Source organism: Nocardioides sp., assembly GCF_035429765.1.
Taxonomy (GTDB): Bacteria; Actinomycetota; Actinomycetes; order Propionibacteriales; family Nocardioidaceae; genus Nocardioides.
This window is the reverse complement of the sequence record NZ_DAOMFK010000024.1, coordinates 1-26,596: the sequence shown is the minus strand read 5'-3', so window position 1 is coordinate 26,596 and position 26,596 is coordinate 1. Positions and strand designations below refer to the sequence as shown.

General features: G+C 70.8%; 25 protein-coding genes. 18 read left to right on the top strand and 7 right to left on the bottom strand.

Annotation, left to right across the window (positions count from 1 at the left end; all coding sequences use genetic code 11):
- The 9 genes from PLP61_RS04480 to PLP61_RS04440 all read left to right on the top strand — a co-directional run.
- On the top strand, window positions 1–838 hold an 838-nt coding region (locus tag PLP61_RS04480; protein WP_324500766.1), incomplete at its 5' end, for a molybdopterin dinucleotide binding domain-containing protein.
- Between the two features lie 56 nt (window positions 839–894).
- Entirely contained in the window at window positions 895–2,193 is a 1,299-nt protein-coding gene (gene nuoH / locus PLP61_RS04475) for an NADH-quinone oxidoreductase subunit NuoH (protein ID WP_502888953.1), read from the top strand.
- A complete protein-coding gene (gene nuoI / locus PLP61_RS04470; RefSeq protein WP_324500764.1) occupies window positions 2,193–2,753 on the top strand; it encodes an NADH-quinone oxidoreductase subunit NuoI in 561 nt (186 codons plus the stop codon). The genes nuoH and nuoI overlap by 1 nt, the downstream gene beginning before the upstream one ends.
- Window positions 2,750–3,517, top strand: coding sequence for an NADH-quinone oxidoreductase subunit J (locus tag PLP61_RS04465; RefSeq protein ID WP_324500762.1), 768 nt, complete (start codon window positions 2,750–2,752; stop codon window positions 3,515–3,517). The genes nuoI and PLP61_RS04465 overlap by 4 nt, the downstream gene beginning before the upstream one ends.
- Complete coding sequence (gene nuoK, locus PLP61_RS04460; protein WP_324500760.1) at window positions 3,514–3,807, top strand: NADH-quinone oxidoreductase subunit NuoK; 294 nt, start codon at window positions 3,514–3,516, stop codon at window positions 3,805–3,807. Before PLP61_RS04465 ends, nuoK begins: the two co-directional genes overlap by 4 nt.
- A 25-nt stretch (window positions 3,808–3,832) precedes the next feature.
- Window positions 3,833–5,773: an NADH-quinone oxidoreductase subunit L gene (gene nuoL, locus PLP61_RS04455; RefSeq protein WP_324500757.1), complete on the top strand. Its 1,941-nt coding sequence runs from the start codon at window positions 3,833–3,835 to the stop codon at window positions 5,771–5,773.
- Complete coding sequence (locus PLP61_RS04450) at window positions 5,770–7,326, top strand: NADH-quinone oxidoreductase subunit M (RefSeq protein WP_324500755.1); 1,557 nt, start codon at window positions 5,770–5,772, stop codon at window positions 7,324–7,326. Before nuoL ends, PLP61_RS04450 begins: the two co-directional genes overlap by 4 nt.
- Window positions 7,323–8,912 (top strand): NADH-quinone oxidoreductase subunit NuoN, encoded by a 1,590-nt coding sequence (gene nuoN, locus PLP61_RS04445; protein WP_324500753.1) that lies wholly within the window; start codon window positions 7,323–7,325, stop codon window positions 8,910–8,912. Before PLP61_RS04450 ends, nuoN begins: the two co-directional genes overlap by 4 nt.
- Entirely contained in the window at window positions 8,909–9,916 is a 1,008-nt protein-coding gene (locus PLP61_RS04440) for a polyprenyl synthetase family protein (RefSeq protein WP_502888952.1), read from the top strand. Before nuoN ends, PLP61_RS04440 begins: the two co-directional genes overlap by 4 nt.
- On the opposite strand, the gene PLP61_RS04435 is transcribed toward PLP61_RS04440, so the two are convergent.
- Window positions 9,913–10,215, bottom strand: a complete 303-nt coding sequence (locus tag PLP61_RS04435; protein WP_324500751.1) for a SemiSWEET family sugar transporter — start codon at window positions 10,213–10,215, stop codon at window positions 9,913–9,915. The genes PLP61_RS04440 and PLP61_RS04435 overlap by 4 nt on opposite strands.
- A 381-nt stretch (window positions 10,216–10,596) precedes the next feature.
- Complete coding sequence (rarD, locus tag PLP61_RS04430) at window positions 10,597–11,505, bottom strand: EamA family transporter RarD (protein ID WP_324500749.1); 909 nt, start codon at window positions 11,503–11,505, stop codon at window positions 10,597–10,599.
- Window positions 11,506–11,558: 53 nt separating this feature from the next.
- Between rarD and PLP61_RS04425 the strand changes: the two genes are divergently transcribed.
- Window positions 11,559–11,939: a hypothetical protein gene (locus PLP61_RS04425; protein ID WP_324500747.1), complete on the top strand. Its 381-nt coding sequence runs from the start codon at window positions 11,559–11,561 to the stop codon at window positions 11,937–11,939.
- A gap of 12 nt (window positions 11,940–11,951) precedes the next feature.
- Here the strand turns inward: PLP61_RS04425 and PLP61_RS04420 are convergent, their stop codons facing one another.
- Together PLP61_RS04420 and PLP61_RS04415 are read right to left on the bottom strand one after the other, a co-directional pair.
- A complete protein-coding gene (locus tag PLP61_RS04420) occupies window positions 11,952–13,037 on the bottom strand; it encodes a 2-oxoacid:ferredoxin oxidoreductase subunit beta (RefSeq protein ID WP_502888950.1) in 1,086 nt (361 codons plus the stop codon).
- Window positions 13,034–14,920, bottom strand: coding sequence for a 2-oxoacid:acceptor oxidoreductase subunit alpha (locus PLP61_RS04415; protein ID WP_324500745.1), 1,887 nt, complete (start codon window positions 14,918–14,920; stop codon window positions 13,034–13,036). Before PLP61_RS04415 ends, PLP61_RS04420 begins: the two co-directional genes overlap by 4 nt.
- Window positions 14,921–15,140: 220 nt before the next feature.
- Between PLP61_RS04415 and PLP61_RS04410 the strand changes: the two genes are divergently transcribed.
- The 5 genes from PLP61_RS04410 to PLP61_RS04390 all read left to right on the top strand — a co-directional run bounded on the left by PLP61_RS04410 (window position 15,141) and on the right by PLP61_RS04390 (window position 19,653).
- Entirely contained in the window at window positions 15,141–16,160 is a 1,020-nt protein-coding gene (locus PLP61_RS04410) for a sulfate ABC transporter substrate-binding protein (protein ID WP_324500743.1), read from the top strand.
- Window positions 16,160–17,011, top strand: a complete 852-nt coding sequence (gene cysT / locus PLP61_RS04405) for a sulfate ABC transporter permease subunit CysT (protein WP_324500741.1) — start codon at window positions 16,160–16,162, stop codon at window positions 17,009–17,011. The genes PLP61_RS04410 and cysT overlap by 1 nt, the downstream gene beginning before the upstream one ends.
- Window positions 17,004–17,816: a sulfate ABC transporter permease gene (locus PLP61_RS04400; RefSeq protein ID WP_324500739.1), complete on the top strand. Its 813-nt coding sequence runs from the start codon at window positions 17,004–17,006 to the stop codon at window positions 17,814–17,816. The genes cysT and PLP61_RS04400 overlap by 8 nt, the downstream gene beginning before the upstream one ends.
- Window positions 17,813–18,793 (top strand): sulfate/molybdate ABC transporter ATP-binding protein, encoded by a 981-nt coding sequence (locus PLP61_RS04395; protein ID WP_324500737.1) that lies wholly within the window; start codon window positions 17,813–17,815, stop codon window positions 18,791–18,793. The genes PLP61_RS04400 and PLP61_RS04395 overlap by 4 nt, the downstream gene beginning before the upstream one ends.
- Before the next feature lie 173 nt (window positions 18,794–18,966).
- The gene (locus tag PLP61_RS04390; RefSeq protein WP_324500735.1) at window positions 18,967–19,653 is read left to right on the top strand and encodes an alpha/beta fold hydrolase; all 687 of its coding nucleotides are present in this window, start codon (window positions 18,967–18,969) and stop codon (window positions 19,651–19,653) included.
- Between the two features lie 9 nt (window positions 19,654–19,662).
- On the opposite strand, the gene PLP61_RS04385 is transcribed toward PLP61_RS04390, so the two are convergent.
- From PLP61_RS04385 to PLP61_RS04375, 3 genes are read right to left on the bottom strand one after another with little or no spacing between them, the layout of a single operon-like run.
- Window positions 19,663–20,529, bottom strand: a complete 867-nt coding sequence (locus tag PLP61_RS04385) for an ABC transporter permease (RefSeq protein ID WP_324500733.1) — start codon at window positions 20,527–20,529, stop codon at window positions 19,663–19,665.
- Window positions 20,526–21,437: an ABC transporter permease gene (locus PLP61_RS04380; protein WP_324500731.1), complete on the bottom strand. Its 912-nt coding sequence runs from the start codon at window positions 21,435–21,437 to the stop codon at window positions 20,526–20,528. The genes PLP61_RS04385 and PLP61_RS04380 overlap by 4 nt, the downstream gene beginning before the upstream one ends.
- Window positions 21,430–22,710: a polyamine ABC transporter substrate-binding protein gene (locus PLP61_RS04375; protein ID WP_324500729.1), complete on the bottom strand. Its 1,281-nt coding sequence runs from the start codon at window positions 22,708–22,710 to the stop codon at window positions 21,430–21,432. Before PLP61_RS04375 ends, PLP61_RS04380 begins: the two co-directional genes overlap by 8 nt.
- A gap of 138 nt (window positions 22,711–22,848) precedes the next feature.
- Between PLP61_RS04375 and PLP61_RS04370 the strand changes: the two genes are divergently transcribed.
- From PLP61_RS04370 to PLP61_RS04360, 3 genes are all read left to right on the top strand, one after another.
- The gene (locus PLP61_RS04370; RefSeq protein WP_324500727.1) at window positions 22,849–24,222 is read left to right on the top strand and encodes an aspartate aminotransferase family protein; all 1,374 of its coding nucleotides are present in this window, start codon (window positions 22,849–22,851) and stop codon (window positions 24,220–24,222) included.
- Entirely contained in the window at window positions 24,219–25,307 is a 1,089-nt protein-coding gene (locus tag PLP61_RS04365) for an ABC transporter ATP-binding protein (protein ID WP_324500725.1), read from the top strand. The genes PLP61_RS04370 and PLP61_RS04365 overlap by 4 nt, the downstream gene beginning before the upstream one ends.
- A gap of 53 nt (window positions 25,308–25,360) precedes the next feature.
- Window positions 25,361–26,596, top strand: a 1,236-nt coding sequence (locus PLP61_RS04360) for an ABC transporter transmembrane domain-containing protein (protein WP_324500722.1), incomplete at its 3' end; no start/stop codon positions are given.

The window sequence follows — 26,596 nt, the reverse complement described above, 5'->3', positions numbered from 1 at the left end:
CGGCGGCCGCCCCGTCGCCGACGCGGCCGCACGGATCGACGTCGCCGCCGCCTGGGGAGTGCCGGCGCTGCCCGCGGGTGCCGGCCGGGACACCGAGGCCATCGTCTCGGCCGTGCTCGCGGGCACCATCGGCGGGCTGGTCGTCGGAGGGGTGGACCCCGACGACACGGCCGACCCGGCCGCCACCCGGGCTGCGGTCGAGCGGGCCGGGTTCGTGGTGGCGCTGGAGCTGCGGGAGACCGACGTCACCCGCGCCGCCGACGTGGTCTTCCCGGTCGCGCCGGTGACCGACAAGGCCGGCACGTTCGTGACCTGGGAGGGCCGGCCGCGGCCGTTCGAGGCCGTCTTCAGCAACCCCGCCTCGCTGCCGGACCTGCGCGTGCTCGCCGGCATCGCCGAGGAGCTCGGAGCGCCGCTCGGCTTCCGCACTGTCGCGGAGGCGCGGGCGGAGATGGAGCAGCTCGGGCCCTGGGACGGAACCCGTGCGTCCACCCCACGTCCCCCGGCGCCGGCGGCGCCGCCGGCCGCCGCCGGGACCTTCGCGCTGGCCACCTGGAAGCAGATGCTCGACCTCGGTTCGATGCAAGACGGCGACGACTTCCTGCGGGCGACCGCGCGGCCGGCCGTGGCCCGGCTCTCGGCCGCCGACCTCGCCGCCCTCGGGGACGACCGGGTGACCGTGACCGGCGACCGCGGCTCGGTGACCCTGCCGGCCGTCGTCGCCGACGACATGACCGACGGCGTGGTGTGGGTGCCCGCCAACTCCTTCGGCGACGGGGTGCTGGCCGACCTGGCCTCGCCCGGGAGCCGCGTCACCGTGAAGGGAGCGAGCACGTGACCCCCACCGCCACGACCGTCCTGGGCGGCAGCGGCCTGCTCGCGGCCGACGAGCCGCTGTCGGCGTTCGGCCAGGACAACGTGTGGATCATCATCCTCAAGGCCGTGTCGATCTTCCTGGTCCTGGTGCTGCTGACGCTGTTCAACATCTGGTTCGAGCGCCGCCTGGTCGCCCGGATGCAGCACCGGGTCGGCCCCAACGTCAACGGGCCCTTCGGTCTGCTGCAGTCCCTGGCCGACGGCGCCAAGCTGATGTTCAAGGAGGAGCTCACCCCCAGGCACGCCGACAGGGCTGTCTTCCTGCTGGCGCCGATCATCGTCGTGGTGCCCGCGTTCGTGACCTTCGCGGTGATCCCGTTCGGCCCCGAGGTGGTCGTCCCCTTCACCGACATCACCACGCCGCTGCAGCTGACGGACCTGCCGATGGCGGTGCTGTTCATGATGGCGATCGCCTCGATCGGCATCTACGGGATCGTGCTCGGCGGATGGTCCTCGGGCTCGACGTACTCCCTGCTCGGGGGGCTGCGCTCCAGCGCCCAGATGATCTCCTACGAGGTCGCGATGGGCCTGGCCCTGGTGGCCGTCTTCCTGTTCGCCGGCTCGATGTCGACCTCGGAGATCGTCGCCGCGCAGAACGGCGAGGGCCAGTTCTGGTACGCCCTCGTCCTGGCGCCCTCCTTCGTCATCTACGTGATCTCGATGGTGGGGGAGACCAACCGCGCGCCGTTCGACCTGCCCGAGGCCGAGGGCGAGCTGGTCGGGGGCTTCCACACCGAGTACTCCAGCATGAAGTTCGCGATGTTCTTCCTGGCCGAGTACATCAACATGGTCACCGTCTCGGCGATCGCCACCACCCTGTTCCTCGGCGGCTGGCACGCCCCGTGGCCGATCAGCACCCTGTGGCCGGGCGCCGACGAGGGCTACTGGCCGCTGCTGTGGTTCTTCGGCAAGATCCTGCTGTTCATCTTCATGTTCATCTGGCTGCGCGGGACGCTGCCCCGGCTGCGCTACGACCAGTTCATGGCGTTCGGCTGGAAGCGGCTGATCCCGCTGTCCCTGGTGTGGATCCTCGCGGTCGCCACGATCCGTGCCCTCAGCCTGGAGCGCGGCATCGACCGCAGCTGGCTGATGATCGGCGCCGGCGTGCTTGCCGCGGTCTTCCTGGTCCTCTTCCTGGTCGGAGAGAACGAGGAGGCCACGCACCTGGCCGCCGCCCCGGCGCCGAAGGAGCACGACGCGTTCGCCGGCGGCTTCCCGGTGCCGCCGATGCCGGCCGGCGGGCCCGTCCGCGGCGCCGCGGCCCCGCTCTCCTTCGGCGTACCCACCCCTGTGACGACCTCCGGTGAGGAGCTCTGATGGCCGGCTTCAAGGAGCAGTTCTTGGACCCGGTGGCCGGGTTCGGGGTGACCTTCCGGACGATGTTCCGCAAGGTCGTCACCGAGCAGTACCCGTTCGAGAAGCTGCCGACCGCCCCCCGGTTCCACGGCAGGCACCAGCTCAACCGGTGGCCCGACGGGCTGGAGAAGTGCGTGGGCTGCGAGCTGTGCGCGTGGGCGTGCCCCGCGGACGCCATCTACGTCGAGGGCGCCTCCAACACCGAGGAGGAGCGCTACAGCCCCGGTGAGCGGTACGGCCGCGTCTACCAGATCAACTACCTGCGCTGCATCCTGTGCGGGCTGTGCATCGAGGCCTGCCCGACGCGGGCCCTGACGATGACCAACGAGTACGAGCTGGCCGACGACGCCCGCGAGGACCTGATCTACGAGAAGCAGGACCTCCTCGCACCGCTGCTGCCGGGCATGGAGCAGCCGCCGCACCCCATGCGGCTCGGCGACGACGAGGCCGACTACTACCGCGGCAGCTTCCCGGGTGCCACGGCCGAGGTCGAGACCACGCAGGAAGGAGACGCGCGGTGATCGCCTTCTGGATCCTGGCGCCGATCATGGTGCTGGCGGCACTGGGCATCCTCTTCGTGCACAAGGCGGTGCACGCCGCCCTGCTGCTGGCGGTGGTCATGCTCAGCCTGGCCGTGCTGTACGCCGGCTTGGACGCACCCTTCCTGTTCGCGGTGCAGATCATCGTCTACACCGGCGCCATCTTGATGCTCTTCCTCTTCGTGGTGATGCTCGTCGGCGTCGACGCCTCGGACTCCCTGGTGGAGACCATCCGCGGCCAGCGGCTGTGGGCCGTCGTCGCCGGCCTGCTGCTCGGTGTGCTGCTGGTCACCGGGGTGTCCCAGATGGCCCTCGGTGCGGCGGTCGGTCTGGACGACGCCAACGAGGGCGGCAACATCCAGGCGCTCGCCGACCTCTTGTTCTCCCGCTACGTCTTCGGCTTCGAGGCGACCTCGGCGCTGCTCATCACCGCCGCCCTCGGCGCGATGGTGCTCGCCCACCGCGATCGGCTCAGTCCGAAGGTCACCCAGTCGTCGCTGGCCGCCCAGCGGATGCGTGACTACGCCGACTCCGGCAAGCACCCGGGGCCGCTGCCGCCCCCGGGCGTCTTCGCCCGGCACAACGCGGTGGACACCGCGGCCCTGCTGCCCGACGGCACGGCGGCCGAGTCCTCGGTCTCCCGGGTGCTGGCCGCCCGCGGCACCGTCCGCTCGGCGCCCGCGATGGCCGACCAGATCGAGGAGATCCAGCGACAGCTCGGGCAGGGCGAGGAGGAGTCGTCGTGACCGAACACATCGTGCTGTCCGCGATCCTGTTCACGATCGGCTGCGTGGGCGTGCTCACCCGCCGCAACGCGCTGGTGGTGTTCATGTGCGTCGAGCTGATGCTCAACGCCTGCAACCTCGCCCTGGTGACGTTCGCCAAGCAGCACGGGAACCTCGACGGTCAGGTCGCCGCGTTCTTCGTGATGGTCGTGGCCGCGGCCGAGGTCGTCATCGGCCTGGCGATCATCATGACCATCTTCCGGACCCGGCGCTCGGCCTCGGTCGACGACGCGAGCCTGCTGAAGTACTAGAGGACCAGACGTGAATCTCACAGACATGAGCCTCAGCGTGTTCGCGGCCGACGCTGGTCACGTTCCCGTGCTCGACCCGACCCCGGCCTCCGGCGCGTTCACCCTGCTGTGGCTGATCATCGCCCTGCCCCTGGCGGGGGCAGCGATCCTGCTGCTCGGTGGCCGAGCCACCGACCGCTGGGGCCACCTGCTGGGCACCGCCACCGTCCTCGGCTCGTTCGTGGTCAGCCTGACCCTCTTCATCAGCCTGCTCGGCCGTGGCGCCGAGGACCGTGAGATCAGCCAGCACCTGTACACCTGGTTCCAGGCCGGCACGCTCGACGTCGGGATGGACCTGCTCTACGACCCGCTCTCCGCGCTGTTCCTCCTGCTCATCACCGGGGTCGGCTCGCTGATCCACATCTACTCGATCGGCTACATGGCCCACGACGAGCGGCGCAGGCGCTTCTTCGCCTACCTCAACCTCTTCGTCGCGGCGATGCTGATGCTGGTCCTGGCCGAGAACTACGTGGGCGTCTTCCTCGGCTGGGAGGGCGTCGGCCTGGCGTCGTACCTGCTGATCGGCTTCTGGCAGTACCGCCCGTCGGCCGCCGCCGCGGCGAAGAAGGCCTTCGTGATGAACCGGGTCGGCGACATGGGGCTGAGTCTGGCGATCGCGCTGATGTTCGTGACCTTCGGGACCACCTCCTTCGTCGCGATCTCGGCGGTGTCCGGCGAAGCCTCCCAGAACACCCTGACCGCGCTGGGGCTGCTGCTCCTGCTCGCCGCCTGCGGCAAGTCCGCCCAGGTGCCGCTCCAGGCCTGGCTGCTGGACGCGATGGAGGGCCCGACCCCTGTCTCGGCGCTGATCCACGCCGCCACCATGGTGACCGCCGGGGTCTACCTGGTCACCCGCTCGAACTTCATCTACGAGCTGGCCCCCGACGCCCAGACCGCGGTGGTCGTCGTCGCCGTGGTCACGCTCCTGTGGGGCGCCATCCTCGGGTGCGCCAAGGACGACATCAAGAAGGCGCTGGCCGGGTCCACCATGAGCCAGATCGGCTACATGATGCTGGCTGCCGGGCTCGGCGCGGCCGGCTACGCGCTGGCGATCTTCCACCTGCTGATGCACGGCTTCTTCAAGGCTGACATGTTCCTCGGCGCCGGCTCGGTCATGCACGCGATGGACGACGACGTGAACATGCGGCACTACGGCGCCCTGCGCAGGGCCGTCCCGGTCACCTTCATCACCTTCGCGATGGGCTATCTCGCGATCATCGGGATCCCGCCGTTCTCCGGGTTCTGGTCGAAGGACAAGATCATCGAGACCGCGCTCGCCGACAACTGGGTGGTGGGTCTGTTCGCGCTCCTGGGCGCCGGGATCACCGCCTTCTACATGACCCGGCTGATGCTGATGACCTTCTTCGGTGAGAAGCGGTGGGCCGAGGGCGTCCACCCCCACGAGTCGCCGAAGGTGATGACGGTCCCGTTGATGGTGCTGGCCGCGCTCTCGCTGCTGGGCGGGGTGATGCTGATCGGCGACTGGATCGTGGACTTCCTCGCCCCCGTGGTCGGTGAGCCTCCCCACGAGGAGCTCGCGGTGCCGCCGATCGTGGTCTCGCTGATCGCGCTCGCGGTCGTCGCCGTCGGGGTCACCATCGCCTGGATGATCTTCGGCAGGCGCCCGATACCCCGCGAGGCGCCCCAGGAGGTCTCGTTCGTCACCCGGGCCGCCCGCGCCGACCTGTACGGCGACGCGATCAACGACGGCCTGGTCGTGGTGCCCGGCCACGCCGTCGCGACCGGGCTGACCACGATGGACGACGTCGTGGTCGACGGTGCGGTCGAGGGTGGCTCGCTCGCCGTGGCCGGCCTGGGCCAGACCCTGCGCAAGGTCCAGAACGGCTACGTCCGCTCCTACGCCCTGTCCCTACTCGGCGGCGCCCTGCTGGTGGTCGCGGCCCTGCTGGCGGTGAACCTGGCATGAACGACTTCCCCTGGCTGACGCTGCTGATCGTGGTGCCCCTCGTGGGTGCCGTGGTGACCGCCTTCCTTCCTCGCGCTCGCGGGTCCGCGCTCCCCAAGCAGGTGGGGCTGGCGTTCTCCGGCCTCACGCTCGTGCTCGCCGCCGTGATGGCGACGTCCTACGCCACCGACGGAGGGATGCAGCTCGAGGAGCAGCACTCCTGGATCAGCGCCGCGGGGGTGCACTACGCCCTCGGGCTGGACGGTCTGGGGCTGCTCATGGTGCTGCTCACCGTGGTGCTCGTCCCGATCGTGCTGGTCGCCTCGTGGGCCGACGCGGACCAGGGCAGCCCCCATGCCTTCGTCGGCTGGGTGCTCGCCCTGGAGGCCATGTCCCTCGCGGTGTTCACCGCCACGGACGTGTTCTTGTTCTACGTCGTGTTCGAGGCGACGCTGATCCCGGCGTACTTCCTGATCGGCGGCTTCGGCCGGCCCGGCCGCAGCCGGGCGGCCGTGAAGTTCCTCATCTACCAGCTGGTCGGCGGCCTCGTCATGCTGGCCTCGGTGATCGGGCTGTACGCCGTGAGCTCGGACGCCGGCACGCCGTCCTACCTGCTCTCCGACCTCAAGTCCTTGGACATCGGCACCCAGACCGAGCGGTGGCTGTTCCTCGGGTTCTTCGTCGCCTTCGCGATCAAGGCGCCGATGTTCCCGGTGCACACCTGGCTGGCCGACACCACCGAGAAGGCCACCACCGGCACCAGCGTGCTGCTGGTGTGCGTCCTGGACAAGATCGGCACCTTCGGGATGCTGCGCTACTGCCTGGGCCTGTTCCCCGGCGCGTCGCAGTGGGCCACGCCCGTCGTGGTCGTGCTCGCGCTGGTCTCGATCGTGTACGGCGCCTTCGTCGCCATCGGCCAGGACGACGTGCTCCGGCTGATCGGCCTCACCTCGCTGTCCCACTTCGGCTTCATCGTGCTGGGCATCTTCGTGTTCAGCACCCAGGGCGGCTCCGGCGCGGTCCTCTACATGGTCAACCACGGCATGGGGACCGCCCTGCTGTTCCTGATCGCCGGCTTCATGATCCGCCGCAGCGGGACCACGCTGATCAGCGAGATGCGCGGCATCGAGAAGGTCACGCCGGTGCTCGCCGGGGTGTTCCTGGTGGCCGGTCTGGCCGGTGCCGGGCTGCCCGGGCTCGCGCCGTTCGTCTCGGAGATGCTCGTGCTGATCTCGGCCTTCAACCACGCCTGGTGGGCCGGCGCCGTCGCCGTCACCGCCATCGTGCTGGCCGCGATCTACATGCTGTGGATGTACCAGCGCACGATGACCGGGCCCACGCCCACGCCGGTGGCGGTCGAGGGCGCGCCGGACCTCGGGCGGCGCGAGATGGGGGTGGTCGCGCCGCTGCTGCTCGGCCTGGTGCTGTTCGGCTTCTTCCCGATGCCGCTGCTCAACGTGATCAACCCCTACGTGGAGTCGACGCTGGCCGAGGTCGGCGTCACCGACGAGCCGTCCGTGGTGCCGGTCAGCGACCCGGTCCCAGCCGGCTCGGTCGAGGGAGGCCAGGAGTGAACGACTTCGTCAAGCCCACCATCGAGTACGCCCAGATCTGGCCGCTGCTGGTGGTCTTCGGCGTGGCCTGCGCCGGGGTGCTGGTCGAGGCGTTCGTGGGCCGCGAGAACCGCTACCTGGCCCAGGCGACGCTCACCCTCGGCGGCCTGGTGGCGGCGCTGGCCGGCGTGGTCACGGTCGCGCTGCACCTCGAGGACCTCGACGGCATCGCCCACGGCTCCATCACCACCGAGGGCAGCATCGCGGTGGACGGACCGACGGTCTTCCTGTGGGGCCTGCTGCTCATCCTCTCGATCGCCGGGGCGCTGCTGTTCACCGAGAGACGGCTCGAGGGCGGGCTCACCGACTTCGCTGGCCGGGCCAGCACCATCCCCGGGAGTGAGGCGGAGCGGCAGGCCTCCACCATGGGTGTGGAGCAGACCGAGGTCTACCCGCTGCTGATGTTCTCGGTGTTCGGGATGATGCTGTTCCCGGCCGCCAACGACCTGCTCATGATGTTCGTCGCGCTCGAGGTCATGTCGCTCCCGCTCTACCTGCTCTCCGGGCTGGCCCGGCGGCGTCGGCTGCTGAGCCAGGAGGCCGCGCTGAAGTACTTCCTGCTGGGCGCCTTCTCCAGCGGGTTCTTCCTCTACGGCGTCGCCCTCATCTACGGCTTCTCCGGCTCGATGAGCCTCGCCTCGATCAGCGAGGCGGTGGCCAACAACGTCGGCAACCAGACGCTGCTGCTGATCGGGCTCGGGATGCTCTCGGTGGGCCTGCTGTTCAAGGTCAGCGCGGTCCCGTTCCAGTCGTGGACCCCCGACGTCTACCAGGGGGCCCCGACCTCGGTCACCGCGTTCATGGCCGCCGGCACGAAGGTGGCGGCGTTCGGCGCGATGCTCCGCCTGTTCTACGTCGCGTTCGGCACCGACCGGTGGAGCTGGCAGCCGATGCTGTGGGTGATCGCGATCCTCACCATGCTGGTCGGCGCCGTCCTGGCGGTCGTCCAGACCGACGTGAAGCGGATGCTCGCGTACTCCTCCGTGGCGCACTCGGGCTTCATCATCACCGGCGTGCTCGGCGTGCAGAGCGCCGCCGCGCTGGCGAAGGGGGAGATCACCTCCCTCCAGGCGGTGCTGTTCTACCTGGTCACCTACGGCTTCGCCACGCTGGGCGCGTTCGCCGTGGTCACCCTGGTGCGCGACTCCGGTGGCGAGACGACGGCGCTGTCCCGCTGGGCGGGGCTGGGCCGGGAGGCGCCCGTGGTGGCCGCGATGTTCGCGTTCTTCCTGCTGGCGATGGCCGGCATCCCGCTCACCTCCGGCTTCGTGGGCAAGTGGGCGGTGTTCGCGGTTGCCCTCTCGGCCGGCGCCTGGCCGGTGGTCGTGGTGGCTGTGCTCGCGAGCATGATCGCGGCGTTCTTCTACATCCGGGTGATCTGGCTGATGTACTTCAGCGACCCGGTGGGAGAGGGGCCGGCGGTCACCCGTCCGTCCCTGCTGACCGCGACGACCATCGGTCTCGCGCTCGGGGTGACGCTCCTGCTCGGCATCCTGCCCCAGCCGGTGCTGGACCTCGCCGGTCGTGCGGGAGAGTTCATCAGGTGACCACCGAGCCGTCGCCCGGCCTGGCCCTGCCAGTGCTGGACCCGGAGCTGGCTGCGCGGCTGCGCGAGCGGATGGCGCGGGTGGAGGTCGCGCTGGTCGAGCACGCCCGGAGCCGGGCCGGCTTCGTCACGGAGGCGGCCTCGCACCTGCTGTCTGCGGGAGGCAAGCGCTTCCGCCCGCTGCTGGTGCTGCTGGCCGCCGAGGCCGGCAGCCACCCCGACGCCCCGGAGGTCATCACCGCCGCCTGCGTCGTCGAGCTCACCCATCTCGCCTCGCTCTACCACGACGACGTCATGGACGAGGCGGCACTGCGGCGCGGCGCGGACTCGGCGAACGCCCGCTGGGACAACCACGTGGCGATCCTGACCGGCGACTTTCTCTTCTCCAAGTCCTCCGAGCTCACCGCCGACCTGGGACCCGAGGCGGTGCGGATCCAGGCGCAGACGTTCACCGCGCTCGTCGAGGGGCAGATCCTCGAGACCGTGGCTCCCGGACCCGACGAGGACGCGCTGGCGCACCACCTCGACGTGGTCTCGGGGAAGACCGGGGCTCTGATCGCCACCTCGGCGCGCTACGGAGCGTTGTTCGGCGGCACGACGCCCGAGGTGCAGCAGGCGCTCACCGAGTACGGCACGATCGTCGGCTCGGCGTTCCAGCTCTCCGACGACATCCTTGACATCGCCTCGGAGTCCACCGAGTCCGGCAAGACGCCGGGCACGGACCTGCGCGAAGGGGTGCCGACCCTGCCCGTGCTGATCGCCCGCGCTTCGACCGACCCGGGGGATGCCCGGCTGCTGGAGCTGCTGGACGCCGACCTCACCGACGACCGGTTGCACGCCGAGGCGCTGGCGCTGCTTCGCGCCCACCCCGCGATGGAGCAGGCGCGCCAGTACGTCGTGGGCGAGGCCGCCCGGGCGAAGGCGCTGCTGGCGGTGCTGCCGCCCGGACCGGTGCGGCAGGCGCTCGAGGCATTCGCCGACGTCGTCGCCGTGCGCAGCTCCTAGCTCCGGTCGGACCGCTGGACGCGGCTGGACTCGCGGCGACGCTGCTCGAAGACACCCACGGTGACCAGAAGCATCGCGGTCACGACGAGCGCCACCACGTTGGTGATGATGATCGGGAGGTCCCGGTTCACCAGCCCGTAGGTGAGCCAGAGGAAGAAGCCCACGAGCAGGATCAGCACCCAGCCGACCGAGGTGCCGCTGGCATCCCGCTCCCGCACGATGACGCGGATCTGGAGCATCGGGGCGAGCGCCATGACCACGCCCCAACAGGTGGTGACAACAGCGAGGGTTTCGGACAACAGACGACTCCGTAGGTGAGGGGGTGGGCGGGCAGGGTGGGGGTGCCGCGCTACCGGAAGTCGCCGCGACGTGGGTCGGCCCCGTACAGGGGGCTCACGTGGTCGAGACGGGTCGCCATGGCCCCACGCTACCGCTCGGACTCGCCACCGTGGCGCGGCGGTGGACGTCGACGTGGCCGGTCATGGCACCGGGCTGGAGCTCACCACCCACTCAGTCGTGGTCGTCCTCCCCCACTGCCGCGGGGTTGTAGTCGCTCAGGACCCCAAATCAGGCCTTCCTGACGACAACAGCCCCGCGGCAGACGGGGTGGGGGCGCGCGCACCATGCCACAGGCGGGCGGCCTTATGGCCAGAGCTCTGGGTACGACCGAGCTCCGGCAGCTAGATCGCGGAGGCGGCCACGGACTCCTGCAGCTGCTGACGGCGGTAGAGCACCGCCTCGGTGGTGAAGATCGCGAGCGCGATCCACACCAGGACGAACCCGGCCCACAGCCCCCGGGTCATCGGCTCGTGGAACCACAGCACCCCGAGGGCGAACTGGAAGACCGGCGCGAGGTACTGCAGGAGCCCGATCGTCACCAGCGGGATCCGGGTGGCGGCTGCCCCGAAGCACAGCAGCGGCACCGCGGTGACCACGCCGGTGCTCGCCAGCAGGACCGCGTGGCCGACCCCTTCGGAGAGGAAGTGCGAGCGACCCTGGGCGGTGAGCCAGAGCAGGTAGGTGAGGGCGAACGGAGCGATCAGCATGGTCTCCAGGGTCAGGCTCTCGACCGCCCCCACGTTCGCGATCTTCTTCGCCAGCCCGTAGGTGCCGAAGGAGAAGGCCAGGATCAGCGCGATCCAGGGCAGCCGGCCGTAGTCGACGGCGAGCACCGCCACGGCGACGAGGGCGACCCCGACCGCGACCCACTGCAGGCCACGGAGCCGCTCCCCCAGGATCATGATCCCCATCAGCACGCTGACCAGGGGGTTGATGAAGTACCCCAGGGAGGACTCCACCACGTGGTCGTTGTTGACCGCCCAGATGTAGGTCACCCAGTTCACGCTCACCGTCAGCGCGGCCCCACACAGCACGAGGAAGACGCGACGGTCGGCCAGGATGGCGCGAAGGTGCCCGACCCGACGTACGCCCAGCACCAGAAGCCCCATGACCACGAACGACCACACCACGCGGTGGGCGAGGATCTCGAAGGCGCCGGCGGGCTCCAGCAGCGGCCAGTAGAGCGGGAACGCGCCCCACATCGCGTAGGCCGCCACCCCCAGCAGCAGCCCACGACGTGATTCCGGCACCGCGCCAGCATAGGGTGCGAGAGGAGCCCCAGGTTCGAGGGAGGTGGGCCCCTGTGCCGAGGATGCCGGTCGCCACGACGCTCCTGCTCGTGCTCCTCGCCGCGGCCTCACCGAGTGCTGCGGTGAGCGGCGAGCGGGCCGGGCCCCTGCCCACCCGCACGGTGACCTCGACCGTGGTCACCGTGCACGGCCACCTGGTGTTCCGGGGCACGGTGAGCCCCGGCCACGCCAACAAGACCGTGCTGATGCAGAAGCGCACCTGCCGCTCCTGCGTCTGGAAGCTGTACGCCAAGGTGCGCACCAACGACGCCAGCCGCTACCGGGTGCGGATCCAGGCCCCACGCCACGGCGCCTGGTTCTGGCGGGCGAAGGTGCGGGCCTACGGACGCTACGGGACGTCGTACTCGGGGATCTGGAAGACCTTCTACCAGTGACCGTCCGGCCGGTCAGTCCACGGTCCAGGTGTCGCCGCCACCGAGGAGCGCGGCCAGCCGGTCCGCCGGCGCGCCGTCCGTCTCCTCCTCGGCCTGGCGCACCTGGGCGCGGGCCAGGTCGTCGTAGGTGGGGCGCTCGACCTGGCGGAAGATGCCGATCGGAGCCCGGTGCAGGTAGCCGGTGTCGGTGAGCTGGGCGATCGCGAACGCGGTCGTCGGGTCGGGGCTGTGGGCGTCGTGCACGAGGACGGCGTCTTCCCCGACCTCGTCGACCTCTGCCACCGTGACCCCGCCGGTGAGGCGGTCGCGGATCAGCCCCAGCCGTCCGTCGGTGCCGAACCTGACCGGCTCCCCGTGCACCAGTCGGACCACCGCCTCGGCCGTGGTGTCGCGGCCCTTCAGGTCGTCGAACGCACCGTCGTTGAAGATCGGGCAGTTCTGGTAGATCTCCACGAAGGACGTGCCCCGGTGCGCCGCGGCGGCAGTGAGCACCGACGTCAGGTGCGCCCGGTCGGAGTCGACGGTCCGCGCCACGAACGTGCCCTCCGCGCCGAGGGCCAGCGCGACCGGGTTGAACGGGTGGTCCACCGAGCCCATCGGGGTGGACTTGGTGATCTTGCCCGGCTCCGAGGTGGGGGAGTACTGCCCCTTGGTGAGCCCGTAGATGCGGTTGTTGAACAGCAGGATCGTCAGGTTGACGTTGCGGCGCAGCGCGTGGATGAGGTGGTTCCCGCCGATGGACAGCGCGTCGCCGTCCCCGGTGACCACCCACACCGACAGGTCCTCCCGCGAGGTGGCGATGCCGGTGGCGATCGCGGGAGCGCGTCCGTGGATCGAGTGCATGCCGTAGGTGTCGAGGTAGTAGGGGAACCGCGAGGAGCAGCCGATGCCGGAGACGAACACGATGTTCTCCCGGCGCAGCCCCAGGTCCGGAAGGAAGTTCTGCACCGCCTTGAGCACGGCGTAGTCGCCGCACCCGGGGCACCAGCGCACCTCCTGGTCGGAGGAGTAGTCCTTCCCGCTCTGCGGGACGTCACTGGTTGGCACGTGCTCGACCCCGGAGTGCAGGCCGGGGAAGGGAAGCTCGGTGAGGCTCACGGGAGGGTCTCCTTGCCGGCCTTGGTCTCCTCGGCCAGCTCGCTGATGGCCTGGGCCAGCTCACCGGCCTTCAGCGGCAGTCCGTGCACCCGGGTGTAGCTGGTGGCGTCCACCAGGTAGCGCGCACGCAGGACCAGCGCGAGCTGTCCGAGGTTCATCTCCGGGACCAGCACCCGGTCGTAGCGGTGCAGGATCTCACCCAGGTCGTGCGGGAGCGGGTTGAGGTGCCGCAGGTGGGCCTGCGCGACGTCGTACCCCGCGTTGCGGGCCAGGCGGACGGCGGCTCCGATCGGGCCGTACGTCGACCCCCAGCCGACCACGAGCACCCGGGCGGCTTCGCTCGGGTCGTCGACCTCGAGCGGCGGCAGGGTGTCGGCGATCCGGTCCACCTTCGCCTGCCGGGTGCGCACCATCAGGTCGTGGTTGGCCGGGTCGTAGGAGATGTTCCCGTCGCCGTCGGCCTTCTCGAGGCCCCCGATGCGGTGCTCGAGGCCCGGGGTCCCGGGGATCGCCCAGGGCCGGGCCAGGGTCTCGGCCTCGCGCAGGTAGGGCCAGAAGACCTGTGCACCGGACTCGTCGACGTGGTTGGGCCCGGTGGCGAAGCCGGGCTCGATGGTGGGCAGCTCGGAGACGTCCGGGATCCGCCAGGGCTCCGACCCGTTGGCGAGATAGCCGTCGGAGAGCACGATGACCGGGGTCCGGTAGGTCACCGCGATCCGGGCGGCCTCGAGCGCGGCCTCGAAGCAGTCGCCGGGGGAGCGCGGAGCGATGATCGGCACCGGGGCCTCCCCGTTGCGCCCGAACATCGCCTGGAGCAGGTCGGCCTGCTCGGTCTTGGTGGGCAGCCCGGTCGACGGGCCACCGCGCTGCACGTCGATGACCACCAGCGGCAGCTCGATCATCACCGCGAGGCCGATGGTCTCCGACTTCAGCGCCAGCCCGGGGCCGGAGGTCGTGGTGACGCCGAGGTGCCCGGCGAACGAGGCGCCCAGCGCCGAGCCGATGCCCGCGATCTCGTCCTCGGCCTGGAACGTGGTGACGCCGAAGCCCTTGTGCCGGGAGAGCTCGTGCAGGATGTCCGAGGCGGGCGTGATCGGGTAGGAGCCGAGGAACACCGGGAGGCCGGACTGGACCCCGCCGGCGATCAGTCCGTAGGCGAGGGCCAGGTTCCCGGTGATGTTGCGGTAGGTGCCCGACGGCATCCGGGCCGGCTTCACCTCGTAGGAGACCGCGAAGGACTCGGTGGTCTCCCCGAAGTTCCAGCCGCTGCGGAAGGCGGTGACGTTGGCGTCCCGGATGTAGGGCACCTTGCCGAAGCGCCGGTTGAGGAAGTCCACCGTGGTCTGCACCGGGCGGCCGTACATCCAGGAGAGCAGCCCGAGCGCGAACATGTTCTTGGCCCGGGCGGCGTCCTTGCGGGAGAGGCCGTACTCCTTGACCGCCTCCACCGTCATCCCCGTGAGGTCCAGGGCGTGCACGGCGTACTCGTCGAGGGTGTCGTCCTCCAGAGGGTTCTGCGCGTAGCCGGCCTTGCCGAGGTTGCGCGTGGTGAAGTCGTGGGTGTCGACGATCAGCACCGCGCCCTTGGGCAGGTCGCCGAGGTTGGCGCGCAGCGCGGCCGGGTTCATCGCGACGAGCACGTCGGGGGCGTCGCCCGGGGTCAGGATGTCGTGGTCGGCGAAGTGCACCTGGAACGAGGACACGCCCGGGAGGGTGCCCTGGGGGGCCCGGATCTCGGCCGGGAAGTTGGGCAGCGTCGACAGGTCGTTGCCGAACGCGGCGGTCTGCTGGGTGAACCGGTCCCCGGTCAGCTGCATCCCGTCACCGGAGTCCCCGGCGAACCTGATGACCACGCGATCGAGCTGCTTGACCTGCTTGGTCACCTCACGCCTGCTTCCTTCTCACCGCGACTGCCTGCGACCTCCCACGATAGCCCTGCCCGGGTGCTCTCCGAAGGCGTCTCCCGACCTGGGCGTCGGCGTGGCGTGACGCACGCCACGCCGACGGATTTGACGAGATGCCCGCCATTCGCCTTTAGTTCTACTAATCTAGGAGACATACAGAACCAACGCTCCGTCCGCGGGGCGGCAAGGAGAAGACGACATGAAGACCGGGTTCAAGGCCGCCGTGGCCGCCTCGCTGACCTCGCTGCTGGCCTTGAGCGCCTGCTCGGCGTCGGGGGACGACGAGGGCTCCGCCGACCAGCTCAGCGTGGTCGGCTTCTCGATCCTCGAGGCGGCCAACAAGCCGGTCTTCGAGGACTTCCAGGCCACCGACGCGGGCAAGGACGTCACCTTCCAGACGTCGTACGGCGCGTCCGGCGACCAGTCCCGCGCCGTCGAAGGCGGGCTCGACGCCGACCTGGTGCACTTCTCGCTCGAGCCCGACATGACCAGGCTCGTCGACGCCGGGCTCGTGGACGAGGGCTGGAAGGACACTCCGACGAAGGGCATCGCCACCTCGTCGGTGGTGGCCTTCGTGGTCCGTCCCGGCAACCCGAAGAACATCCAGACCTGGGACGACCTGGTCCAGCCGGGAGTCGAGATCATCACGCCCAACCCCGCCTCCTCCGGGTCGGCGAAGTGGAACATGCTCGCCGCCTGGGGCCACGTGATCGCCAACGGCGGGACCGAGGCGGACGCCGAGGAGTACATGACGAAGTTCCTGAAGAACACCATCGCGCTCCCCGGGTCCGCCCGTGAGGCCACCACCGCCTTCACCGAGGGCAACGGCGACGTGCTGCTGTCCTACGAGAACGAGGCCATCTTGGCCCGGCAGGGCGGCGCGGACGTCGACTACCTGGTCCCGGACCAGACCCTGCTGATCGAGAACCCGGCCGCGGTGCTCATGGACTCCGCAGCCAAGGCGAAGGACCTGCTCGACTTCCTCACCACGCCCGAGGCACAGGCCGAGTACGCCGGCTTCGGCTTCCGCCCGGTCGTGGACGGGGTCGACCTGCCCGAGGTGGAGGGGGCCAACGACCCGGCCGACCCGTTCCCGGCCCCGGAGACCCTGCTCACCATCGACCAGGACTTCGATGGCTGGAGCACCGCCAACTCGAAGTTCTTCGACGAGAACGACGGCATCATCACCCAGCTCCAGGCGGAGGCAGGGAAGTCCTGATGGCGACGGTCTCCGTCTCCGCGACTGCTCGCCCGGCGCCCAGGCGCCGGGCGGGCAGTCGCCGCAGCACCCTGACCCGCGGGGCGGCGCTGGGCCTGGGTGTCTCTCTGGTGTGGTTCAGCCTGCTGGTGCTCATCCCGCTGTCGGCCGTCGTGGTCACCGCCGCCGGGGGCGGCTGGGACACCTACGTCTCGATCCTGACCAACGAGCAGACCAGGGCCGCCATCCAGCTCACCGTCGGGCAGGCGGTCCTGGTGACCTGCCTGAACATCGTCATCGGGACGATCATCGCCTGGGTGCTCGTGCGCGACCAGTTCGTCGGCAAGCGACTGCTGGACGTCGTCATCGACATCCCGTTCGCCCTCCCGACGATCGTCGCCGGCCTGGTGCTGCTGTCGCTCTACGGCCCGAACAGCCCGATCGGGCTCGAGTGGGCCAACACCTCCAGGTCGGTCTCCCTGGCGCTCGCCTTCGTCACCCTGCCCTTCATCGTGCGCACCGTGCAGCCGGTGCTCGAGGAGCTGGACCACGACGTCGAGGAGGCCGCCGCCTCGCTCGGCGCCTCCCGCTCGACGATCGTGCGCAGGATCATCCTGCCCAGCCTCGTCCCGGCCATCGCCGCGGGCGCCGCGCTGTCCTTCGCCCGGGCGATCTCGGAGTACGGCTCGCTGGTGCTGCTCTCCGGCAACCTGCCGTTCAAGACCGAGGTGGTCTCGGTGCGCGTGCTCTCCTTCGTCGAGGGCGGCAACACCGCGGCGGCCGCGGCCGTCGCCACCATCATGCTCGCCGTCGCGCTGATCGTGATCGTGGTCCTCGACGTGATCCAGCGGAGGGTGGCGCACCGTGGTTGAGCTCTCGACACCCCTGAAGTGGCTGCTGCGCGTGGTCGCGGTCGGCTACGTGTTCTTCCTGGTCGCCTGGCCGGTGGCACTGATCGTGCAGCGGACCTTCGCCGACGGCTTCACCACCATGGCCGACACGCTGTCCGACCCGCAGGTGCAGCACGCCCTGTGGATGACCGCCCAGGTCGCCGGGGCAGCCGTCGTGATCAACACCGTCTTCGGCGTCACCATCTCGATCCTGCTGGTGCGTTACGAGTTCCCGGGCAAGCGGATGCTCTCCGCGCTCATCGACCTCCCCCTCGCGGTCTCACCCGTGGTGGTCGGCCTCGCCCTGCTGCTGGTGTACAACGGCCGCACCGGCTGGTTCGGACCCGCGCTGGAGGCCAACGGGCTGCAGATCATCTTCAGCACGCCCGGCATGATCATGGCCACCTGCTTCGTGGCGCTCCCGCTGGTGGTCCGGGAGGTGGTGCCCACGCTGACCGAGATCGGCGACGACCAGGAGCAGGCCTCCCGCAGCCTGGGTGGCAACGCCTACCAGACGTTCCGGCGGATCACACTCCCGTCGATCAAGTGGGCCCTCGTGTACGGCGTCGTCCTGTCCCTGGGTCGGGCCCTCGGCGAGTTCGGCGCGGTGAAGATCGTGTCGGGCAACTTCACCGGGCAGACCCAGACGGCCACCCTTATCGTGGAGCAGAAGTACCAGAACTTCGAGCAGTCCGAGGCCTACGCCACGTCCTTCATCCTCGCCACCATCTCGGTCCTGTGCATCGTGGTGGTCTCACTTCTCAGACCCAAGGAGCCCACCTCATGAGCATCGAGGTACGCAACGTCACCAAGCGGTTCGGTGACTTCGTCGCGCTCGACGACGTCTCGGTGTCGCTGCCCACAGGCCAGCTCACCGCCCTGCTCGGGCCCTCCGGCGGCGGCAAGTCCACGCTGCTGCGCATCATCGCCGGTCTGGACGCCGCCGACGAGGGCCAGGTGGAGATCGAGGGGGTCGACGCCACCGGACTGCCGGCCCAGAAGCGCAACGTGGGCTTCGTGTTCCAGCACTACGCCGTCTTCAAGCACATGACGGTGGCCAAGAACGTCGCCTTCGGCCTGGAGATCCGCAAGCGCCCCAAGGCCGAGGTGGCCGCCCGGGTGGACGAGCTGCTCGGCCTGGTCCACCTCTCGCAGTTCGCCCACCGGATGCCCTCCCAGCTCTCGGGTGGCCAGCGCCAGCGCATGGCACTGGCCCGGGCGCTGGCCGTCGAGCCGTCGGTGCTGCTGCTCGACGAGCCGTTCGGGGCACTGGACGCCAAGGTGCGCAAGGAGCTGCGCGAGTGGCTGCGGCGCCTCCACGACGAGGTGCACGTGACCACCGTCTTCGTCACCCACGACCAGGAGGAGGCCATGGAGGTCTCCGACTCGATCGTCGTCATCAACGAGGGCAGGGTCGAGCAGATCGGCGACCCCGACGAGCTCTACGACCGTCCGGCCAACGACTTCGTGATGGGCTTCCTGGGCGAGGTGACCACGCTCAACGGCGTACGCCTGCGGCCGCACGACATCGAGGTCTCCACCACCCCTGTGCTCGCGGGCGGGGTGCCGGGCGTGGTCGAGCGGGTGATGCGGGTGGGCTTCGAGGTGCGCGTCGTGGTGCACACCGAGGACGGCGCGGACGTGGCCGTGGTGCTGACCCGGCACCAGGCCCGCAGCCTGGAGGTCGCCGAGGGGACGACGGTCTGGCTGACGCCCGCCACCGGCGCGACGGTGATCCCGGCGATGGCGGCTGCCGGGGCCTGAACGGCGCTCACACCGGCCTCACCGGCCCCTCCTGCCACTGCGGGCGGGGCAACCGACGCGTCCCCACCCCCACGCGGACCTTCCGGCTCCGGCACCACCTCCGTATCCTCCTCAACCAGGAGTGGGAGCACCGGCGGTACGCCGAGCGCGACCGCCCGAACGGAGGAGACGTGATGGACATCGTGCTGGTCGCCGGCCTCTGGCTCGACGCGTCCGCCTGGGCCGAGGTGACCCCCGTCCTGGAGGACCTCGGCCACCACCCACGTCCGGTCACGCTGCCCGGGCAGGGGGACGGAGCCGCCTCGGCCACCCTGGCCGACCAGGTCGCCGCGGTGGTGGCGGCCGTCGACGCCGCCGAGGGCCGCCCGATGGTGGTCGGCCACTCCGCGGCCTCCAGCCTCGCGTGGCTGGCTGCCGACGCTCGGCCCGAGAAGGTGGGCTCGGTGGTGCTCGTCGGGGGCTTCCCCGCCGCTGACGGTGAGCCCTACGCCGACCTCTTCGAGACCGTGGACGGCGCGATGCCGTTCCCCGGCTGGGAGCCGTTCGCCGGGCCGGACTCCGACGACCTGGACGAGGAGACGCGGCGCCGGGTCGCCGCGGCGGCGCTGGCTGTGCCCGAGCAGGTGACCAGAGGCGTGGTGCACCTGGCCGACGAACGCCGCTACGACGTCCCCGTCGTGCTGGTGTGCCCGGAGTTCACCCCCGCCCAGGCCCAGGAGTGGATCGACGCCGGGGAGCTGCCCGAGCTCGCCCGGGCCGCCCGCGTCGAGCTGGTCGACCTCGACTCGGGGCACTGGCCGATGTTCAGCCGCCCGGCCGAGCTCGCCCGGCTGCTCGCCGACGTAGCGGCGCGCGACTGACCCGACGGCTCACGCCTCGCCGGCGAAGACGTCGATCCCGGCCGTGTCGCGGCTCTCCCCACGGGTCAGCCACCGGTAGGCCAGCCAGCCCAGCGTCACCGCCACCAGCGAGGCCAGCAGGACCAGCGTCGCCACCGCGTTGAGCGCGGGGGTCGGGGCCGCTCGGGCGGTGTTGTAGATCTTCACCGAGACCGGCTCGGTGCTCGCGCCCCCGGAGAGGTAGCGCACGATCACGAAGTCGTCGATCACGTCGGCGAACACCAGCACCGCCGAGGCGAGGATCGCCGGCGCGGCCAGCGGCAGCAGCACCCGTCGTACGGCGCCCAGCGGCGACGCCCCGAGGTCGACCGCGGCCTCCTCGTACTGCGGCCCGATCGTGAGCAGCCGGGCGCGGACGATGATCACCGGGTAGGAGAGCTGGAAGGTGACCAGGCCGAGGACCTGGCCCAGGGTGCCCAGCCGCACCGGGGTGCTGACCACGTTGTTCACGGTCGTGGCGACGAACAGCAGGCTGACCGCGAGCAGCACCTCCGGCAGCACGAACGACAGCAGCACCAGGAAGTTCGCCCCCGCCGGCACGCGGCCGCGCCAGCGGTCCAGGCCCAGCGCCATCAGCGTCCCGAGCGGCACGGTGAGGAGCGTGACCAGCAGCCCCAGCCGGAAGGTGTGCACCAGCGCGGTGTGCAGGCTGTCGTCGTGCAGCACCGAGCGGAGCGGGTCGCTGAGGTACCAGCGCATCGAGAAGCCCTGCCACTCGGTCCGGGAGCGCCCGTCGTTGAAGGAGAAGACCACCGCGATGAGGACCGGCACGAGCGACCAGACCAGGTAGAGCCCGGTCACCGCGGCCAGGAAGGGTGCCTTCCGTACGGCGCTCATGTGCGGGTCTCCTCTCCCTCGCGGGTGACCCGGACGTAGATCCACATCGGGAACAGCGACACCAGCAGCACCAGCAGCACGAACGCCGCCGCCTGCCCGGTCTGCCCCGGCGTCAGCACCGAGGTGTTGATCAGGTTGCCGACCATCGAGGTGTCGGGACTGCCGGAGAGCAGGTCGGCGGTGAAGTAGTCGCCCAGCATCGGCAGACAGGTCAGGATCACCGACGCGATCACCGCCACCCGCGACATCGGCCAGGTCACCCGCCGCCAGGTCTGGAAGCGGGTCGCGCCCAGGTCCCGGGCCGCCTCCAGCATCGAGGTGGGGATCCGGTCCAGCCCGGCGTACAGCGGCAGGATCATGTACGGCACGTAGCCGTAGGCCAGGCCGAGGACCACCGTCGTGGCGTGGCCGCTCAGCCAGTCCACCCGGGTGTCCCACAGGCCGTTCAGCGTGATCAGCCGGTTCACCAGGCCGTCGTTCTGCAGGAGGTTGATCCAGGCGAGCATCCGCATCATGTAGGAGATCCAGAACGGGGCGATCAGCGCCGCGAGCAGCAGGCCCCGGCCCCGGGTGACGACGCGGGCGGTGAAGTAGGCCACCGGGTAGGCGATCAGCAGGCACAGCACGCTGGCGACGCCGACGTACACAGCGGTGCGGACCAGGGCCGGGCCGAAGTAGCCCTGCTCACCCACGATGTGCTCGAGCACGAAGCGGAACTGGATGAGGTTCCACTCCACGGGGTTCCACACCGGCACGGGACGCCGTAGCACCGGGTCGATCTGGCCGAAGAGGATCGCCAGGACCACGTACATCGGCACGACCAGCAGCGCCAGCAGCCAGATCGTGCCGGGGGCGGCCAGCAGCGGCCACAGGGCGCGCGGGCGTCGGGTTCGGGACGGGTCAGCCACCGGCCTTGAACTCCTGCCAGATCTCGTGCCAGCGGCCGTCGACGGTGATCGGCAGCTCCAGCAGACGTGCGCCGGTGTCGAAGTAGCGCGGCAGCACCGCGGCGGTGCGGAGGTTCTCCGGGAGGTACCCGTCGGCCACCAGCAGCTGAGGCTTGATCGCGTTCTGTGGCGGCTGGTAGCCCGTGTAGCCGAAGTTCTTCTGCGCGACGCCCTCGTCGAGCAGGTAGTTCAGGAAGTAGTGCGCCGCCACCGGGTTCTTGCCGCCCGAGAGCACCATCATCAGGTCGTTGTCGACCAGGCCGCTGCCGTCCTCGGGGACCCAGTAGCGCAGGACGTCCGGCGTGGTCCCCTTCGGCAGGTAGTAGACGGCGTTCACGATGTCGCCGCTCCACATCTGGGCGATGCCGATCTGGCCGGCCGGCAGGTCGTTGTACATGGTGATCGTCACCCGCGGCTCGGAGGTCTCGTTGAGCGCGAGCAGGTCGTGGCGCAGCAGCTCCAGCGCGGCCGCGTTCCCGGTGTTGACGTCGTGGATGCCGTGCCGCAGCAGCGGGAACGCCATCGCGGTGTGCCAGTCGTCGATGATCGCCGCCCGGCCCCGGTAAGCCGGGTCCCACAGCGCGTCGTAGGGGTTCGGCAGGGCGGCGATGTCGTCGGGCACCAGCTCGGTGTTCCAGCCGATGCCGGTGGTGTAGGTCGTGTACGGCACCGAGTACTGCCAGCCCAGGTCGTACCAGGGGTCTTGGAACTGCGGCCAGCAGTTGGCGATGTTCGGGAGGTAGTCGTGGTTCAGCGGGAGCACCAGGCGCGCGGCCACCATCCGGCCGATCTGGTCGTAGGAGGGGAAGTAGACGTCGTAGTGGAGGCCGCCCGCCGCGATCTTGGTCAGCGCCTCGTCGGTGTCGTTGAACGTCGCCAGCGAGATCTCGACGCCGTACTCCTGGGTGAAGTCCTTGAGCACGCGCGGGCTGAGGTAGTCGGCGTAGTTGTAGAGCCGGAGCACGCTGCCGGGCTGGGGCTCGAGGCCGGACTCGATCATCGGGGTGTCCGGGTGCACCGGCCAGCGGACCGGGGCGTCGGGGCTGGCGATCTGCAGCTCTCCGGTCGTGTACAGCTGGTCCCCGCAGGCCGACAGCAGCGGCCCGGCCGCCCCGGCCGCGAGCGTCGTACGCAGGAGGCCGCGCCGGGTGAGGGACACCCGTCCCGGGCCCGGCCTCCGCGCAGCCATCGCGCCTCCACGGGTCGCCTGCGTGTGCACGTCCTGGGCCGCCACGGTGGCACAGACTGAACGGTCAGTCAATGGTCGGGTTCCCGGGTGAAGGGCGCGCCCGGTCCTTCCCGCCGACCCGCGCGGGGGCTACCGTGGAGGTTCCAGACTGAACAGTCAGTCAGCCCGGGAGGGGAGTCACCCGTGACCGCAACCGACGCCGGCCCGGCCGCCGGCCTCGCGGCCTTCATCGCCAAGGAGTCCGCGCGGTTCCTGGCCCGCCAGCCACGCTCCCGGGAGCTGGTCGAGCGGTCCCGGTCGGTGCTGGCCGGCGGCGCCACGTCGAGCTGGCAGATCGCCGAGCCCCAGGCGGTGTGGATCAGCCACGGGGCGGGCTCGCGGATCTTCGACGTCGACGGGACGGAGTACTCCGACTTCCACGGCGGGTACGGCGTGGGGCTCGCCGGGCACGCGCACCCCGCGATCGTCGCGGCGGTCCGGGACCGGGTCGGCCGCGGGACCCACTTCGCGCAGCCGACCGAGGACGCGGTGGTCGTCGCGGACGAGCTGGCCCGCCGGTGGGGCCTGCCGCTGTGGCGGTTCGCGAACTCCGGCACCGAGGCGACGATGGACGCGGTGCACCTGATGCGGGCCGCGACCGGGCGCGACCGGATCCTCAAGGTCGAGGGCTGCTACCACGGCCACCACGACTCGGTGCAGGTCTCGGTGATGCCGGACCCCGACGAGATGGGGCCGGCCGAGGCCCCTCGCTCGGTGGCGTCCCAGGCCGGGATCCCCGCTGCGGTGGTGGGCCTGGTGGACGTCGTGCCCTTCAACGACCTGGCCGCCGTCGAGCGGGTGCTGGCCGCCCGGCCGGGGGAGATCGCCGGCATGATCCTCGAGCCGCTGATGATGAACGCCGGGGTGATCCATCCCGAGCCCGGCTACCTGGCCGGCCTGCGCACGCTGCTCCACGCGCACGGCGTGCTGCTCGCCTTCGACGAGGTGAAGACCGGGCTCACGGTGGGCCCGGGCGGGGTGACCGGGCTGTCCGGCGTCACCCCCGACCTGGTGTGCCTGGCCAAGGCGATCGGCGGGGGGATCTCCACCGCCGCGCTCGGCGGCACCGCAGAGGTGATGGGGCTGATCGCCGACGGCACCTACGAGCAGGTCGGCACGTTCAACGGCAACCCGCTCGCCATGGCTGCGGCTCGTGCCATGCTGACCGATGTGGCCACGGACGCGGCGTACGCCCACCTCGAGCACCTCCGGCACCGGCTGGCCACCGGGATCGAGGAGGTCATCGCCGCCCACGACCTGCCCTGGCACGTGGTCACCGCGGGTGCCAAGGGGTGCATCGCCTTCCGGGCCGACCCGATCCGCGACTACCGCGACTTCCTCGAGGTCGACGACGACCTCGGCCACGCGCACTGGCTGGTGCAGCACAACGGCGGGGTGTTCCTGCCGCCGTGGGGCAAGATCGAGCAGTGGCTGATCTCGGTGCAGCACACCGACGAGGACGTGGACCGCTTCCTGGCCAACGTCGAGACCCTCGCCGACGCGGTGGCCGGGGCGTGACGGCAGGAGCGGTCAGCCTGCAGGGGCTGGTCAAGAGGTACGACGACGTGCGTGCCGTCGACGGGCTGGACCTGGAGATCCGCGCCGGGGAGTTCTTCTCGCTGCTCGGGGAGTCCGGCTGCGGAAAGACCACGACGCTGCGCATGATCGCCGGTTTCGAGGAGCCGGACGAGGGCCGGGTGGTGGTGGACGGCGAGGACCTCACCCGGGTCTCCGCCCACCGGCGGCCGGTGAACACCGTGTTCCAGTCCTACGCGCTCTTCCCCTTCCTGACCGTCCGGGACAACGTGGGTTTCGGGCTGCGCTACGCCGAGGTCGACAAGGCCGCGGCCGCGGCCAGGATCGGGGAGGCCCTGGACCTGGTCGAGATGGGGGCGCTGGCCTCGCGCAAGCCGCACCAGCTCTCCGGCGGCCAGCAGCAGCGGGTCGCGCTCGCCCGGGCCCTGGTGCTGCGCCCACGGGTGCTGCTGCTCGACGAGCCGCTCGGGGCGCTGGACGCCCGGCTGCGCAAGCAGCTCCAGCGGGACCTGCGAGCGCTGCACCAGCGGGTCCGCACGACGTTCGTCTACGTCACCCACGACCAGGAGGAGGCACTCACGATGTCGGACCGGCTGGCCGTCATCGTCGACGGCCGGGTCGAGCAGGTGGGCACCCCCAGCGAGGTGTACGCCGCGCCCGCCACCCCCTACGTCGCGTCCTTCCTCGGCAGCGCCACCCTGTGGCAGGCCGAGGTGGTATCGGCCTCTGACGAAGGGGTCCGCTGCCGCGTGGCCGGACAGGACCTGCTGACCGCACCCGCGGACGTGGCGGCCGGACGGACGGTGACCGTGATGGTCCGGCCCGAGCGGGTCGAGCTGCGGCTGCCGGGGCCGGCCGCGGCCGCCCCCGACGACGGCAACGTGCTGGCCGGCCGGGTGCGGCGGATGACGTTCCAGGGGGCCCACACGCTGGTGTCGGTCGAGCACGACGGGCTCGTGGTGGACGCCCAGGTCGCCAACGTCCACGGGGAGCCTCCGCCGTGGCTGGCCGAGGGCGAGGACGTCTGCGTGCGGATCTCCCCGTCGGCCCTGCGGGTGCTCCCCTGACGGGGTAAACCGGGTCGCGGCTGGCGCGCGCCCTTGGCTAGGGTCGAACAGTCATGCGCGACTACCCACCCCGGATCACCGCCTTCTCGCGTGGCGCGGGGAACGGCGCCGACGACCCGGACGTCCGCAGCCCCGGCGCGTTCCTGCGCTGGCTGCTGCTGCGCCAGCCCGAGGTGATCCTCGCCGCGACCGTCGTCGGCGTCCTCTGGCAGCTGCCGCTCACCGTCGGCCCGTGGCTGTTCGGCCGCGCCGTCGACGAGGGGATCCTGCCCGGCTCGGTCTCCCAGACGCTCTACTGGGCCGGGCTGCTGCTCCTGGTGACCCTCGTCGGCGCCGCCTTCGGCATCGCCATGCACACCCTGGTGGTCCGCAGCTGGCTGATCGGCATCTACGGGACGGTGCTGCTGGTGACCCGCAAGACCGTCCAGATGGGGCACGTGCTGCCCCGGCGTACCCCCACCGGAGAGGTGCTCAGCGTCGCCTCCAGCGACTCCGACGAGTTCGGCGCGCTCACCGAGATCCTCGCCCGGGCCGGGGCCCAGCTGGTCGCCTACCTGATCGTGGCGGCGATCGTCCTCCACACGTCCCTCACCCTGGGGATCCTGGTGCTGGTGGCCGCGCCGGTGCTGGTGGGCGTGGCGCTCCCGCTCCTGCGGCCGCTGCACCGCCGGCAGGCCCTGGAGCGCAGCCGCAACGCCGAGCTCACCTCGCTGGCCACAGACATCGTCGCGGGACTGCGGATCCTGCGCGGCATCGGCGGCGAGCGCACGTTCGGGCGGAACTACGCGACGCAGTCGCAGCTGGCCCGCCAGGCAGGAGTGGCCGCCGGGGTGTGGCAGGCCGTGATCGAGTCGATCGGGGTGCTCCTCTCGGGCGGCTTCCTCGTGCTGCTGGTCTGGCTCGGCACCCAGGAGGTGCAGGACGGCGACCTCACCGTCGGCCAGCTCATCAGCTTCCTCGGCTACGGGCTGTTCATGATCGGCCCGATCCAGACGTTCTTCGAGTTCGCCCAGAAGCTCACCCGCTCGATGGTGTCGGCCCGACGGGCCGTGGGCATCTTCGAGCAGCAGCCGCCCTGGCGCGACCCCGCGCAGCCGCTGCCGCTGCCGCTGGTCGCGGACCTGAGCGACGACGCGTCGGGCTTCCGCGCCCGGCACGGGGAGCTCACCCTCGTGGTCAGCGGCGTGCCCGAGGACTGCGCGGCGCTCGCCGACCGGTTGGGCCGCTACCTGGCCGCCGACACCGAGCCGGTCCCTGCCGAGGTCGAGGAGGACGGAAGCCGCCGGCTC

Excerpts from the sequence above, each read along its gene's own strand:
- PLP61_RS04385 (WP_324500733.1), bottom strand. The coding sequence starts at position 20,529 with ATGAGCGCCGTACGGAAGGCACCCTTCCTGGCCGCGGTGACCGGGCTC.
- cysT (WP_324500741.1), top strand. The coding sequence starts at position 16,160 with ATGGCGACGGTCTCCGTCTCCGCGACTGCTCGCCCGGCGCCCAGGCGC.
- PLP61_RS04450 (WP_324500755.1), top strand. The coding sequence starts at position 5,770 with ATGAACGACTTCCCCTGGCTGACGCTGCTGATCGTGGTGCCCCTCGTG.
- PLP61_RS04390 (WP_324500735.1), top strand. The coding sequence starts at position 18,967 with ATGGACATCGTGCTGGTCGCCGGCCTCTGGCTCGACGCGTCCGCCTGG.
- PLP61_RS04410 (WP_324500743.1), top strand. The coding sequence starts at position 15,141 with ATGAAGACCGGGTTCAAGGCCGCCGTGGCCGCCTCGCTGACCTCGCTG.
- PLP61_RS04395 (WP_324500737.1), top strand. The coding sequence starts at position 17,813 with ATGAGCATCGAGGTACGCAACGTCACCAAGCGGTTCGGTGACTTCGTC.
- nuoI (WP_324500764.1), top strand. The coding sequence starts at position 2,193 with ATGGCCGGCTTCAAGGAGCAGTTCTTGGACCCGGTGGCCGGGTTCGGG.
- nuoL (WP_324500757.1), top strand. The coding sequence starts at position 3,833 with ATGAGCCTCAGCGTGTTCGCGGCCGACGCTGGTCACGTTCCCGTGCTC.